The sequence below is a fragment of the Acinetobacter sp. 1294243 genome (assembly GCF_000588015.1).
In the GTDB taxonomy this organism is placed as follows: domain Bacteria; phylum Pseudomonadota; class Gammaproteobacteria; order Pseudomonadales; family Moraxellaceae; genus Acinetobacter; species Acinetobacter pittii.
Genome location: NZ_JFXG01000012.1, coordinates 23,266 through 38,649, shown reverse-complemented (window position 1 = coordinate 38,649; position 15,384 = coordinate 23,266). Strand labels below are relative to the sequence as shown.

General features: G+C 42.7%; 13 protein-coding genes. All 13 read right to left on the bottom strand.

The window, feature by feature from the left end:
- Positions 1–73: 73 nt before the first annotated feature.
- The 13 genes from nuoN to ndhC all read right to left on the bottom strand — a co-directional run bounded on the left by nuoN (position 74) and on the right by ndhC (position 15,117).
- A complete protein-coding gene (gene nuoN / locus J655_RS18165; RefSeq protein ID WP_002120035.1) occupies positions 74–1,567 on the bottom strand; it encodes an NADH-quinone oxidoreductase subunit NuoN in 1,494 nt (497 codons plus the stop codon).
- Between the two features lie 2 nt (positions 1,568–1,569).
- Positions 1,570–3,168: an NADH-quinone oxidoreductase subunit M gene (nuoM, locus tag J655_RS18160; RefSeq protein ID WP_005803270.1), complete on the bottom strand. Its 1,599-nt coding sequence runs from the start codon at positions 3,166–3,168 to the stop codon at positions 1,570–1,572.
- A 1-nt stretch (position 3,169) separates the two neighbouring features.
- A complete protein-coding gene (gene nuoL / locus J655_RS18155; RefSeq protein ID WP_002120008.1) occupies positions 3,170–5,059 on the bottom strand; it encodes an NADH-quinone oxidoreductase subunit L in 1,890 nt (629 codons plus the stop codon).
- A complete protein-coding gene (nuoK, locus tag J655_RS18150; protein WP_000529822.1) occupies positions 5,056–5,364 on the bottom strand; it encodes an NADH-quinone oxidoreductase subunit NuoK in 309 nt (102 codons plus the stop codon). Before nuoK ends, nuoL begins: the two co-directional genes overlap by 4 nt.
- Complete coding sequence (nuoJ, locus tag J655_RS18145) at positions 5,364–5,882, bottom strand: NADH-quinone oxidoreductase subunit J (protein WP_014205902.1); 519 nt, start codon at positions 5,880–5,882, stop codon at positions 5,364–5,366. The genes nuoK and nuoJ overlap by 1 nt, the downstream gene beginning before the upstream one ends.
- A complete protein-coding gene (gene nuoI, locus J655_RS18140; RefSeq protein ID WP_002120012.1) occupies positions 5,882–6,424 on the bottom strand; it encodes an NADH-quinone oxidoreductase subunit NuoI in 543 nt (180 codons plus the stop codon). The genes nuoJ and nuoI overlap by 1 nt, the downstream gene beginning before the upstream one ends.
- 18 nt (positions 6,425–6,442) lie before the next feature.
- Complete coding sequence (nuoH, locus tag J655_RS18135) at positions 6,443–7,459, bottom strand: NADH-quinone oxidoreductase subunit NuoH (RefSeq protein WP_005803271.1); 1,017 nt, start codon at positions 7,457–7,459, stop codon at positions 6,443–6,445.
- A gap of 3 nt (positions 7,460–7,462) precedes the next feature.
- Positions 7,463–10,147, bottom strand: coding sequence for an NADH-quinone oxidoreductase subunit NuoG (gene nuoG, locus J655_RS18130; RefSeq protein WP_032052749.1), 2,685 nt, complete (start codon positions 10,145–10,147; stop codon positions 7,463–7,465).
- A gap of 11 nt (positions 10,148–10,158) precedes the next feature.
- The gene (gene nuoF / locus J655_RS18125) at positions 10,159–11,490 is read right to left on the bottom strand and encodes an NADH-quinone oxidoreductase subunit NuoF (RefSeq protein ID WP_002120030.1); all 1,332 of its coding nucleotides are present in this window, start codon (positions 11,488–11,490) and stop codon (positions 10,159–10,161) included.
- Entirely contained in the window at positions 11,487–11,996 is a 510-nt protein-coding gene (gene nuoE, locus J655_RS18120) for an NADH-quinone oxidoreductase subunit NuoE (protein ID WP_002120040.1), read from the bottom strand. Before nuoE ends, nuoF begins: the two co-directional genes overlap by 4 nt.
- Before the next feature lie 13 nt (positions 11,997–12,009).
- Positions 12,010–13,797: an NADH-quinone oxidoreductase subunit C/D gene (gene nuoC, locus J655_RS18115; protein WP_002120052.1), complete on the bottom strand. Its 1,788-nt coding sequence runs from the start codon at positions 13,795–13,797 to the stop codon at positions 12,010–12,012.
- An 84-nt stretch (positions 13,798–13,881) separates the two neighbouring features.
- On the bottom strand, positions 13,882–14,559 hold the full coding sequence (locus J655_RS18110) for a NuoB/complex I 20 kDa subunit family protein (RefSeq protein WP_002120034.1): 678 nt from the start codon (positions 14,557–14,559) through the stop codon (positions 13,882–13,884).
- 6 nt (positions 14,560–14,565) lie between these two features.
- On the bottom strand, positions 14,566–15,117 hold the full coding sequence (gene ndhC, locus J655_RS18105) for an NADH-quinone oxidoreductase subunit A (RefSeq protein ID WP_002120061.1): 552 nt from the start codon (positions 15,115–15,117) through the stop codon (positions 14,566–14,568).
- Between the last annotated feature and the right edge of the window lie 267 nt (positions 15,118–15,384).

Below are 15,384 nucleotides of genomic sequence, written 5' to 3'. Positions count from 1 at the left end.
ATTTATTATAATCTTTTTTTAACGCTCAATAAAAAAAAGCCTCCAGATTTGGAGGCTTTTTTGTACACCAGAATTACTGTTGTGAAAGCATGAAATGTAATGGAGATAAAATTTCTGCTTTTAATGCCAAATTAATCATTGGATCTGGGTAAACACCCAAAATAATAACTAATGCAGCAGCAGCTAATACCATTAAACCACCCACTTTTTGTCCCCAATGAGCATCTGCATCAATACGAGGAGTTTCCGGTGGTGTCATGTACATTACAACCATCACACGTAAGTAATAGTACAAACCGATACCACTACCCACAATAATCATTGCAGCTAAGAACCAGTGTTGAGTTGTTACAGCAGCCATTACCACCAAGAACTTACCAATGAAGCCTGCTGTTAATGGGATACCAGCCAAAGATAACATCATGACTGTTAAAGTTGCTGTAAGTACTGGACGACGCCAGAACAAACCACGGTAGTCTGCAAGGCTTTGTGCTTCATCTACGTTGTTATATGGGCTAGACATTAACGCTACTGCACCAAAGGCACCAATAGTTGTTAATACATAAGACACTACATATACAGTTACGCTACCCAAGCTCGCATAAGTCATGCTAATTAAAGCAATTAACAAATAACCAAAGTGAGCAATAGATGAATAACCAAGAATACGTTTTAAGTTAACTTGACGAACAGCGAGTAAGTTACCAACTAAAATCGACAATACAGCAATGATCGTCAAAATAGTTACTAAGGAGTTCACCATCATTGCGCCTGAAGCAAGCATGTAGCGCACGAACAAACCAATTGTTGCAACTTTAGCAGCAGTCGCTAAGAAAGTTGCCATTGGCGCTGGTGCACCTGCATATACATCTGGTGTCCATTTATGGAACGGCGCAAGCGACAATTTAAATGCAACAGCAAAGATAATAAGTGCTAAACCTAATAACACCATTGGCTGTTTGATTGCTTCAAATAATGCTTGTACAGAATCATAGAATGAAAGCGAACCTGTATATGCATAGATATATGCCATACCCATCAACAACATTGCAGAAGCTGTCGCTGAAAGTACAAGGTACTTAATACCCGCTTCAAGTGAGTTACTACGTTGATAAGTATAAGCAAGTAAGCCATATACAGGAATCGACATTAACTCAAGGCTAATGAAGAACGATGCATAGTGAGAGCTTGCAACCATCAACATTGCACCTGCTACTGAAGCAAGTAACAAAAGATATAACTCTTCGCGGTTGTCTTTATAAGTTTCGATGTAAGCATGAGACAAAGTACAACATGCCAATGCCGCAATCAAAATCATAAATTGATAGAACATGGTAAATGGATCAACCATAAACATGCCCATCACATTTGCCGGTACAAACTTACCGCCAAATACTGCAAATAAAATATAAAGTGCAGCAAGGTTTAAACCAACAACAGAAGCTGTTGCGATTAAATTATGATTACGCTTAATTGAAATTAACAGCATGACGACGATTGTTGTCAAAGCAACAATCATCACCGGAGCTAAAGGCATAAGCGTAGAAAATGATACTGTGAAGTTCATGATTATTGGATCTCCACATGGTCAAGTTGAGTAGCTGTTTGCTGAACAGTTTCAACGACTTCTTGTACTGGCACATAACTATTGACCAACCACTGCATGCTTGAATGAGATACATCCAAGAATGTTTGTGGGTAGATACCAAGCCAAACGAGACCAATCGCACAAATCATCAAAATACCAACTTCACGAGCAGATAAGTCTTTCAATGGACTAGTGTAATGTTGCTTTTGTTCAGGATTTGGTTCACCAAATAAAGCACGGTGAATCAAGATCAAGCCATATAAACCTGCAAATACAAGGCTGATAGAAGCAAGAATCGTGAAGACAGGATATTTATTAAATGAACCCATCAAAATCAGGAATTCACCAATAAAGTTACCTAAACCTGGTACACCTACAAGAGCAGCAACGAAGAACATCAAGAAAAATGGCAAGTACTGAAGCTGGCCACGAAGACCACCCATTAAACGTAAATCACGTGTATGTAAACGTTCGTAGATTTGACCAGACATAATGAACAATGCAGCTGATGACAAACCATGTGCCAACATCATGATCATTAGACCTTGGAAGGTCAAAATATTACCTGCATAGATTGCAAGTAAGATAAAGCCCATGTGTGAAATCGACGTATACGCAAGTAAACGTTTCATGTCAGTTTGCTGGTAAGCACACCATGCGCCGTAGAAAATACCAATCAAACCGAAAATAATCGCAATGTCTGCAAACTGTGCAGAAGCTGTCGGGAAAAATGGAATAACAAAACGAAGCAAGCCATACGCAGCTGTTTTAATCAAGATACCCGCTAAGTCTACAGAACCCGCTGTAGGTGCTTGAGCATGCGCATCTGGTAACCAACCATGTAATGGGAATACTGGTAACTTCACTGCAAAACCGATGAAGAAACAGATCATGAAACCGTACGCTAAGCCTGTAGGTAAATGGTTAGCTACAGCTAATAAATAGTTGTAATCAAAACCGATCATGCCCGTCATCATGTAGCCATAAACTACAAGACCTAGGATACCGATTAACATCACCAGACCAGCAATCTGTGTGTAAAGGAAGAACTTAGTAGCAGCGTAAACACGTGAACGACCGTTTGAACCTTTATGACCCCATAACGCAATCAAGAAGTAGATTGGTACAAGCATCATCTCCCAGAAGAAGAAGAACAAGAACAAGTCAATCGCTAAGAATACACCGATAACGCCACCTAAACTCCATAATAGGTTTAAGTGGAAGAAACCAACGTTCTTTTGAATCTCACCCCATGAACAACCAACAGCAAGCACACCAAGTAACGCTGTTAATAACACCATGAGCAAAGATAAACCATCCACAGCTAAGTGAATGCCAATACCGAGTGATTGAATCCACGGTAAATAGAACTCAGCAGACCAAGTTGGGATTTTAGAACCCAACTCGTAGCTATAAGTTCCACTTTGCCAAAGTGCAAGACCTAAGCCCAAAGTAATGAGCATACCAATTAAGGCAATCCAGCGTGGCAAAGTTTTGTCGAGCTTATCGACTAACCAACAAATAAAACCGGCAATGAACGGAACAAGGATCAGCGCGGGTAAAATTAAATTGTTTTCCATTTTATTTCCCCACTACCTGAATAACGATCAAGATCATCAATAACACCACTACACCGAGTGACATGCTTGATGCGTATTCACGCAATGAACCTGTTTGACGTGAGCTTGTAAAACTGTTTCCGCCTTTCACGAGCGCAGGAAGAACTAACCACAAACCGTCAATCGGATCACGGCCAAAAATTTTGGCGAAGAATAAATAAGGTTTAACAAAAACGATGTCATACAATGCATCAAAACCAAAAGCAGTACGGCAAATATGTGCCAGACCTGAACCCAAACTTGTTTGAGCGAATGATTTCACTGCACCATAAGCAAATGTAAATAATGCTATACCAACAACTAGACCAACTAGTGCAATACCTACTGCTAAGTGCTCTGCCCCATGCATGCCTTCTACAAATTGTTCAGCGACATGGAATTCAGGAATTTTTGCAGTATTCAGAATACCTGCTACCGGTGCTTTTAATACCGCACCAACAAAAGTAGACAATACAGCTAAAATACCCAATGGAGCCCAGTAAGTTGCACCTTTAATTTCATGGTAAGGCGTGTTTTCTTGACCAAAGAATACAACCCAGATTAAACGGAATGTATAGATTGAAGTCAGGAATGCACCTGCTACACCCACCCAATATAAGGTGTGATATAAAGCAACTGATTGACCTTGTACCCAAACTTCACCAAGAATCGCATCTTTAGAGAAGAAGCCAATAGTCAAGAATGGAATAGCTGCTAATGCACCGCCACCAATCGCGAAACAAGCAAACAGGAATTTGTTACGTTTGAACAAACCACCCATTTTGAAAATGTTTTGCTCGTGGTGATAAGCCAGAATCACCGCACCAGAAGACAAGAATAATAATGCCTTAAAGAATGCGTGAGCCAACATGTGGAACAAGCCAGCTTGATAAGCTTCAGCACCTACAGCCATAAACATATAACCCAACTGACTCATTGTTGAGTAAGCCAAGATACGTTTGATGTCTGTTTGAACGAGTGCAGCAAAACCTGCAACTAACAAAGTTACCGCGCCAGTTACTGAAATGAATTGCATCACTTCAGGAGCAAGTTCAAATACGCTGAATAGACGGCAGCATAAGTACACCCCAGCCGTTACCATTGTTGCAGCGTGGATTAATGCAGAAACAGGTGTTGGCCCTGCCATTGCATCTGCCAACCATGTTTGCAATGGAATTTGAGCAGACTTACCAGCAGCACCCAAGAACAACATTAATGCAGTCCAGATTGTAAGTGACGAACTCTTCGTCATTACTTCTGCTGCGTGTTCAACGATGTACTGAGTATTCAGCGTACCAAATTGTTGGTAAAGCAAGAATAAAGCAATAAGCAAGAATACGTCACCAACGCGGGTCACTGTAAACGCTTTGATCGCAGCCCAACCATTTGCAGGGTTTGCATAATAGAAACCGATTAGCAAGTAAGAGCAAAGACCTACGCCTTCCCAACCCAAGAATAACAACGCCAAGTTGTCACCCAATACAAGCACAAGCATGCTTGCAACAAACAGGTTGAAATAAGAGAAGAAACGCGCATAGCCCTCTTCACCACGCATGTACCATGATGCAAAGATGTGGATTAAGAAACCAACACCCGTGATCATGCCCATCATGAGTAAAGATAAGCCATCTAAATGTAAGCTAATGCCCGGAGCAAAACCGCCAACATTGAACCATGTCCACAAGTTTTGAACAAAAACTTGCTGACCACTCGTTGTAAATGCCATTCCAGCAATGAGTGCAAATAATGCAGATAAACCTACAGAACCTACGCCAATAACTGCTGCAACATTTTCAGAGAGTTTGTCTCGTCCTGCCGCCAATAAAATAAAACCGATTAGCGGAAATAATACTGTTAGATATAAATAACTCATCCGCGCATCTCACTAGCAGCATCTACATCCAAATGATGGAAGCGATGATAGAACTGAAGGACAATCGCAAGACCGATACATGCCTCTGCTGCTGCAAGGGTCAAAATCAAGATGAACATCACTTGCCCATCTGGTTGTGCCCATACGCTACCCGCAAGAACAAATGCCAATGCTGCAGCATTCATCATGATTTCAAGGCTCATTAACATAAATAATAGGTTGCGTCGCACCATTACACCGTAAAAACCGAGTGCAAAAAGGATGGTTGCAACAATCAAACCATGTTCTAAAGGAATCTGGCCCATTATTCTTTTTCCTCTTCTGCACCTGGTTCACGTTTACCTAAGTGATATGCTGCAACAAGGGCTGCTAGCAATAACATCGCGGCAACTTCAACCAATAATAAATAGTGAGTAAAGAGTGCTTGACCAACTACTTTTGGTCCAATCACTTGTGCCCCAAGCGGTGCTGAAATAGTGGTGTATTCACCACCAAGCATCCAAACTAAAAGCAAGCCGAGCAAGAAACTCATGAGTGCTGGATATGCCCAAGCATCTGAAGAAAGCCATTTACGTTCTTGTTCAACGGTGTGTTGACCTAAGTTAAGCATCATCACTACGAAGACAAACAGAACCATAATTGCTCCGGCATAAACAATGATTTCAAGAGCACCTGCAAAAGGCGCCCCCACGATCATGAAAATACCAGCAACAGCAAGCAATGAAACAATTAGACTAAGTAGAGCGTGTACAGGGTTCGTGTTAGTCACTACACGAACCGTAGAAACGATGGCCACGAGTGCCATCAAATAAAACGGCCACATCATGGTAATAGACTCCGTACATCGATTGGTGCACTTTCTTTTTGTGCTTGACCTTTCTCTTTACCGTTAATTGCCATACCCGTTACACGGTAGAAGTTGTAGTCTGGGTATTTGCCTGGACCTGAAATGAGTAAGTTTTCTTTCTCATAAACAAGGTCTTGACGTACATATTCGCCTAACTCGAAGTCTGGTGTGAGCTGAATCGCAGTTGTTGGACAAGCTTCTTCACACATACCGCAGAAAATACAACGTGAGAAGTTGATACGGAAAAACTCCGGGTACCAACGACCATCTTCTGTTTCTGCTTTTTGTAGTGAGATACAGCCAACCGGACATGCAACCGCACATAGGTTACATGCTACGCAACGCTCTTCCCCATCAGGGTCACGCGTTAATACGATACGACCACGAAAGCGTGGCGGCACAATCTGTTCAGCCGGAACTTCTGGATATAAAATCGTGTCACGTTTACGCGTTGCATGGCTAAACACCATGAGTAACGTACGTACAATTGATCCGAATCCAGCTAGAAATTTATACATTTTGTACTCCCTGCTGTCCTAGGCCTGATTCATCAGAATCACAGCACCAGTCACTAACAAGTTGACCAACGCCAATGGCAAACAAATTTTCCAACCAAAGTTCATGACTTGGTCATAACGCGGACGCATTAAAGAACCACGTGCCAATACAAACATCATTACAAAGAATGCTGTTTTAATCACAAACCAGAATACTGGTGGAACAAATGGAATTTCTAAATTGAATGGCGTTAACCAGCCACCAAAGAATAAAGTCACGATCAATGCAGAGATCAGTACTACGTTGACATATTCAGCAACGAAGAACATACCCCATTTCATACCGCCATATTCAACATGGTAACCTTCTGCCAATTCTTGTTCTGCTTCTGGTTGGTCAAATGGATGACGGTGAGTTACCGCAACACCAGCAACTACGAAAATCAAGAAACCTAAGAATTGCGGAATGACAAACCAAACATCACGTTGTGCTTCAACAATTTCACGAAGGTTAAATGAGCCTGCAATTGCAACCACACCCATCAATGAAATACCTAAGAACACTTCATAAGAAATAGTTTGAGCTGCTGAACGTAAACCACCAAGCAACGAGTATTTGTTATTTGAAGCCCAGCCACCAAATAAAACCGCATAGACTGCAATACCAGCCATTGCCATGAAGAACAATAAACCGATACTCATGTCGGCAACACCCAGTGAAGGACTCACTGGGATTACCATGAATGAAAGAACCGCTGTTGCCATTGCAACAGCTGGTGCTAAACGGAATGTAAGTTTGTCAGCAAACTTTGGTGTCCAGTCTTCTTTGAACATGATTTTGAGCATGTCGGCAACGATCTGGAACATACCACCAGGACCAACACGGTTTGGACCATAACGGTCTTGCCACCAAGCAAGTAAACGACGCTCAATAAAAGACATCAACGCTGCAACTAAAACTACAACAAGCAAAATCACAACTGCTTGAACGACAGCATAGGCAATCGGCCAGTTCTCAACCCAAAGTGGCGTTTGACGTATAATTTCTTGATTCATGAATTACACTCCTAAAGCCACTGAAACAGGCTCAGCTAGTGACACCATTGGTGCTAAACCAACTGGGTAACCAATATAACCTGTAGGTAAATATTCAATTACTTGTACCGGCAAGCTTACAGTTGTTTCGCCTGCTTTTACTGTAATGCGTTGACCTTCTTGAAGGTTCAAACGAGTTGCATCTTGTTCGCCCACTGCAAACACAGCTTCAGGAATACGAGTTTCCATTGCAGGTGTTTTAATGGTGAATTCGCCAGAACCAAAAATATGGTGCATTGGAACTAAGCGGAAACTTTCAGGATTTGCAACTACTGGCACTGGAGCAACGTAGCTACGTGCAGGACGTTTTGCCAAGCGATCGAATAAACGAACACCAGAATCACCACCTTTTAAGTGACCACCGACTTCATCTTGGTATTTATTCCAAGATTGTGGAGAGTTCCAACCCGGAGCCCATGCAAATGGTACTAATGATGATGCTTTTTGCGGACCAACATAACCTTCCATTGAGAATGTTAATGCTGAATCTGGATCAGTAGGCTGTTTAGGCTCATGAACCGATAACGGCGCACGCATTGCTGTACGACCTGAATAACGACGTGGTTCACGCGCGATTTTCAAGCCATGTACACGGTAACCTGCATCAGGCGCAACATCTTGGATAGTTTCAAGTACTGGTACATTTTTCACGATGCTTTCAATTACATCGTCAAGTAATGTCCAATCTACAGCCTTACCTTTAATGCCAGTTTCAATGGCATGTAACCAACGCCATGATTCTTTAATTGCATATTCAGGTTTGTAGTAGCTTGGATCGTAAACTTGATAGAAACGCTGTGCACGACCTTCTTGGCTTACAACAGTACCATCACCCTCTGCAAAGCTTGCTGCTGAAAGAACGATATCAGCCTGTTTCACAGTTTCAGTTTCACTGTGATCAAGCACGATTACTGTTTCAGCTTTATCTAATGCAGCTTTTACTTGAGCAGCTGGTAAGCGACGGAACAAGTCATTTTCAACAATAACAAGCGTGTCGTAGTCTTGAGCAAATGCTTGTTCAAGGCTTAAACCACCGAACAATGCCAAGCCCATAGAGTTCACTTCAGGAACTACAAGACTTAAACCAGCTTTAGAACCTAAGTTCTGAGTCAACTGTGCTGCAGCTTCCATAATAGAAGCATCTTGCAAGCTTGTACCCGCAATAATTAATGGTTTGTTTGCTGCCTTTAGAGTGTCAGCAATGGTTTGAGCAAATGCTTTTGCATCTTCATCTAAACCACTTACAACTTCACCATTCACTGCCGCAGCAACTGCAAAGCCTAGACGTGCGATGTCATTTGGAGAAGCAACCACTTCACCAGTTGCAACGTCAGCAAGACGAGTTTGAGTTGCAGCTAAAATGTAAACCGGAGATTTTGCTTCTTGGCCAATACGTTGTACAGGCTCAGCTAACCAATCTGGTGTACGTGTTTTTGCAGCCATTTCACGCGCTTTGTTTTTCGCAGCTTGGCGAACAGACAATGCCATACGAGGTGCAGTTTGAGTTAGGTCTTCACCTAAGATCAGAACAGCATCATAGCTTTCAATTTCACGCATATTCGGGTTGTAAATACCCTCGGTTTGCATGATAGATGCGGCAAGTTCAACAAGCTTTTGCTCTTTTTGTGCAATACCAGTTGAATAATTTGCCTGACCTACAAGCTCACGTAATGCGTAGTTCGATTCCAAGCTTGCGCGAGGAGAACCAATACCCAAAACTTTCTTGCCTTGAAGCTTAGCAATCGCTTGATCTAGAGCTTGGTCGACAGAAACAGTTGCAACAGTTTCACCATTACGGAACTGAGGCTGACGTGGACGGTCTGCACGGTTTACATAACCTGTGCCAAAACGACCTTTGTCACAAAGGAAGTATTGGTTAACCGAACCATTAAAACGGTTTTCTACACGACGGATTTCACCATAACGTTCACCCGGAGAAATGTTACAGCCAGAAGAACAGCCTTGACACACGCTTGGTGCATACTGCATGTCCCACTTACGGTTATAACGCTCTGAATGAGTCTTATCAGTAAACACACCTGTTGGACATACTTCAGTCAAGTTACCAGAGAATTCAGACTCTAAAGTACCTGATTCTGGACGACCAAAGTAAACACGAGATGCATTGGCATATACGCCAAAGTCTGTACCGCCCGCATAGTCTTTGTAGTAACGAACACAACGGTAACAAGCAATACAGCGGTTCATTTCATGCGCAATGAATGAGCCGAGTTCTTGGTTGTAATGCGTACGTTTTGTAAAACGGTAGCGACGACGGTCATGACCCGTCATTACAGTCATATCTTGTAAATGACAGTGACCACCCTCTTCACAAACTGGACAGTCGTGCGGGTGATTCGTCATCAAAAATTCAACAATAGATGCACGGAAATCCGTTGCTTCTTTGTCTTCAATTGAGATATAGGTATTGTCAGATGCTGGTGTCATGCAAGACATGACTAAACGACCACGCGTATCTTCTGGATTCGCATATTGCGTAACAGCACATTGACGGCAAGAACCAACCGAACCTAAGGATGGATGCCAACAAAAATATGGGATGTCGATGCCCAGACTCAAACATGCTTGTAGCAAGTTTCCCGAGCCGTTGACTTCATACGATTTTCCATCGACATGAATTGTAGCCATAGTCGAATTCCTTAAGCTTGTTCTACGTTGCTGGTTTGCACGACAGGACGATTCGTCACTTTCGCTTCAAACTCACCACGGAAATGTTTGAGTGCGCCCATAAGCGGCTCCATCGCACCTGGTGCGTGGGCACAGAAAGTTTTACCAATCCATAATTTACGAGTTAGTTCTTGTAAATGGTCGATATCTTCTTTCTTACCTTCGCCTGCTTCAAGTGCTTTAAGCGCTTTAACAGCCCATGGCAAACCATCACGACATGGTGTACAGAAACCACATGATTCACGCGCAAAGAACTCTTCTAAGTTACGAGTGAGCGATACCATACATTGAGTTTCATCTACCACCATTAACAAACATGTTCCCAAACGAGAACCTGCTTTCATAATCGTGTCTGCATCCATTGGTAAATCAATGGTATCTGCTGGTAAAAAGTCAGTTGAAGCACCACCTGGCAACCATGCTTTGAGCTTTAAGCCCTCACGCATACCACCTGCATGATCTTCAATCACTTCACGCGCAGTTGTACCAAATGGCAATTCCCAAAGACCCGGGAATTTAACTTTACCCGATGCACCATAAATTTTAGTGCCCGGATCTTTTGATTTACCCGCTGATAAACCGATATACCACTCTGGTCCACGAAGCATGATTGCTGGCAAGTTGTTATAAGTTTCAACGTTGTTCACAATCGTCGGACGGCCCCATGCTCCTGCAACTTGCGGGAACGGTGGCTTAGTACGTGGGTTAGCACGACGGCCTTCAAGCGAGTTAATCAATGCAGTTTCTTCACCACAGATATAACGCCCTGCACCCGTATGTACATGTAGATCAAAATTCCAGCCAGAACCTAAGATATTTTCGCCTAAATAACCTTTAGCACGAATCTGTTCTAACGCTTCATTTAGATATTGAGCAGCCTCGATGTATTCACCACGGATAAAGATATAACCTTGAGTTGCTTCTAAGGTATAACCCGCAATTAACATCCCTTCGATCAATTGATGTGGAAGTTTTTCCATCAACAAACGGTCTTTAAAGGTACCCGGTTCCATTTCGTCGGCATTACAGATCAAGTAACGTGGACCACCATCATTTGGTGCCATCAATGACCATTTAATACCCGCTGGGAAACCCGCACCACCACGACCTTTTACAGTTGCAGCTTTAATGACGTCTAACACTTCAGCAGGTTTCATGCCTAAAGCTTTTTTAAAGCCAGCATAGCCTTCAAGTGCTTCGTAATCATCAGCACTACGTACCGCTTCTTGTTTGCTTAAACGCCAAGTGAGCGGATGAGTTTCCGGATTACCGTCGCCATAAATTGGTTTTGGTTCAGTATTCATACATACTTCTCCAATAACTGTTTAATTGATGTCACTTCGACTAAACCGTGAGTATCTTCATCAATCATTAAAGTTGGGCCTTTGTCGCAGTTGCCTAGGCAGCAAATTGGAAGCAGAGTAAAGCGACCATCTGGTGTCGTTTGACCATACTGAATTCCTAATTCACGCTGGAATGCTTCAGCAAGAGTTTCTGCACCCATTAAGAAGCAAGCAATTGAGTCGCAAAGTAAAATTACGTGACGACCTACCGGATGGCGATAGATACGGTTATAAAATGTTGCAACGCCTTCCAAATCAGCAACACTCATCGACAACAACTGTGCGATGGCATTCATTTGAGCGTCATCTACCCAACCATTACGGCGCTGTACACACTTCAATGCATCCAAAGAGGCTGCACGAGGGTATGGATAGTGACCAATGTGATGTTCGATTTCGTGAATTTCTTCCGCAGTCAAAATCCCTTCGACATTCACACGTGGTTTTTTATCAGTCAAAATCATCATTATGTGTTCCCTCTTAGCGATCCACGTCAGCCATAACCACGTCAATGGTCGCCAGATAAATGATTAAGTCAGACACTAAACTTCCGTTAATCACTGAAGGCATTTGCTGTAAGTGAGTAAACGTCGGTGTACGAATACGAGTACGATAACTCATGGTCGCTTTATCTGAAGTCAAGTAGTAAGTACTTGCACCTTTAACCACTTCAGTCATAAATGATGACTCGCCCGCTGGCATGACAGGACCCCATGAAACGCTCAAGAAGTGCGTAATCAAGGTTTCAATATCTTGTAATGTCTTATCTTTCGGTGGTGGAACAGCCAATGGATGATCCGCTTTGTATGGACCAGAAGGCATGTTATCCAAGCACTGTTGAATAATTTTTAGCGACTCGGTAATTTCACGGAAGTGAACAAGCACACGTGCGTATGCATCGCCTTCATACTCAACCGGCACATCAAAATCGAAGTTTTCATAGCCGCTGTATGGACGATATTTACGTACGTCAAAATCGATACCTGTTGCACGTAAACCAGTACCAGTTACACCCCATGCGAGTGCAGATTTGGCATCGTATTGTGCAACATTACGCGTACGTCCAATAAACACAGAGTTTTTCAATGCCGCTGTGTAGTATTCGTTTAAGCGTTTAGGCATCCACTCTAGCAATTCTTTAACAAGCTTTTGCCAGTTGTTTGGAAGATCGTGTGCTGTACCGCCAATACGGAACCATGCTGGATGCATACGGTAACCCGTAATTGCTTCAACAATGTCGTAAACTTTTTGACGGTCTGCGAACATATAGAATACTGGTGTCATACCACCGGCATCCTGAATTGCCGTACCACAGAATAACAAGTGGTTATTGATACGGAACAATTCGTTCAACATGACACGAATCACTTGCGCACGTTCAGGAACTTTAATACCTGCCATTTGCTCGACAGCCATCACATACGGCATGTTTTGAGCACAACCACCTAAGTAGTCAACACGGTCAGTATAAGGAATGAAAGAGTGCCATGTTTGACGTTCAGCCATCTTTTCCACACCACGGTGGTGATAACCGATATCAGGTACACAGTCCTTCACTTCTTCGCCATCTAACTGCAATACAACACGGAACGCACCATGTGCAGATGGATGGTTAGGACCCAAGTTCAAGAACATGAAGTCTTCATCAGCGTTACCACGCTTAAGACCCCAGTCTTCTGGTACAAAACGTAAGTGCTCTTGTTCAAAGTCTTGTTTCGCTTTGTCTTGCATGTACGGCGTATATTCTGTCGCACGTGCTGAATATTCTTTACGAAGCGGATGACCTTCCCAATAGGTTGGCAACAAAATACGACGGAGCATTGGATGCCCTTCGAAATTGATACCGAACATATCGTAAGCTTCACGTTCATACCAGTTGGCATTTGGCCAGATATTTGTCGCTGTCGGAATGTTTAGATCATTTTCGTTCAAGGCAACCTTGATACGAATGTCACTATTACGCTCAAGCGATAATAAATGATAGAACACAGTGAAGTCAGATGCTGGTAAACCATCACGATGAACACGTAAACGTTCATCCATCGCAGATAAGTCAAACAGCATTACATACGGACGTTCCACTTTACGCAGGAACATAAGGACTTCTTGCACGCGTGCGCGCTCGACCCAGACTGTTGGAAACTCTTCAAAAGTCGCCTGCACGTAAAAGTTCTCACCAAATTTGGTTTTGAGCTCTTCTACGATTGCAAATGCTGGGCGTGAATCAACTGCTGTTGACTCTGGCATAGCAATGTCAGTTTCAGCCATTGGCTTGGCTTCCTATTTAATACAAATTCTGTCAATTTTCTCGATGAACATATCAGTTAGATATGTCAAAACACCGTCAAAAAATTATTTAATCTCATCCATAGAGCGTAAGTTTTTAACGGCAATACGCTCTGCATTCTTACGGTCACGTTCTGGCATCATCTTTGGCTTATATACTGGCTGAAGATCATCACCGATCACGGCAGAAAGCGGGCGTCGCTCTAATTGAATCTGGTCTTGTAAAAGCATTAAAGCTTGAATTAATGCTTCAGGACGAGGCGGACAACCTGGGACGTACACGTCAACAGGAATAATTTTGTCTACACCTTGTACTACTGAATAGATGTCGTACATACCTCCAGAGTTTGCACAAGCACCCATCGAGATGACCCATTTAGGCTCTAACATCTGTTCATACAGACGCTGAATAACTGGTGCCATTTTTACGAAACAGGTACCTGCAACAATCATCAAGTCAGCCTGACGAGGTGAAGCACGGATAACCTCTGCACCGAAACGTGACAAGTCATGCACACCTGTTAAGGTCGTTGCATATTCGACGTAACAACATGAGGTACCAAAGTTAAATGGCCACAAAGAGTTTTTACGTCCCCAGTTTACTGCTGTATGCAAGACATCCTCTAAACGAGTCATGAATACGTTTTTATTCACTTCCTCTTCAAGCGGATCCGTCACAATTTGACGTTCTTGCAATGGGTATTGATCAGCATCCGGATTCGCGCGGGTCAGAGTATATTTCATCCCGACTTACTCCTTTTCAGATGACAATGCAGGTGTAGTTTTTGACTTAACACGACCTGATGATTGAGCTGGAATCTGACCTGTAGGGTCAGTTACGAGCTCTTCAATAGAATTAAAGCGTGTAATTTCAGCAATGTTCATTGTTGGTGAACCGATTTTAACCGCCTCACCTGCTGATTTACGGCGATCTGCTGGTGACCAACTTAAAGCACCTACAGAGAAGGCATAAACAAGCGCAATCAATAGATCAACGACAAAGATCACTACAGTGGTATATCCCAACCACCCTACTTCACGCACAGAAGTAGACCATGCATAGAGGTAAAGCGCCTCTAAGTCGAAGACAACAAAGAAAATTGCAACTAAATAGAACTTTGCAGACAGGCGAATGCGAGCGCCACCAGCACTCACGACACCTGATTCAAACTGCTCTTGCTTAGCACGTCCCCACGATTTTCCCCCGAGGAGTAAGGGAACTGTGAGCATAAAGACGCAAAGAAATGTAACGCCGATCACGAAGGCGATAATCGCCCAGTCGTATGGAGTAATGGCACTCATGCGGGGATAACTCCTGGCAGGCCTATTATTTAACAAAGAATGTATGTATTGGCCTTCAAATACACCAAACACAAAATTAATCCCGCCAATTGTACCTGATTTCTAATTTCCCATGCTAGTTGAAGCGTCTTAGTCTTTCGGATGATTTTCTAGACAAAACTATTCATCTATGTGTTGTAAGGGGGGTTTCACCGCACATAATCGGTTTATTTAATTGTTTCTTTATTTATGATGATTTTTTTCATTTTTTAATTTTAGAATATTTAC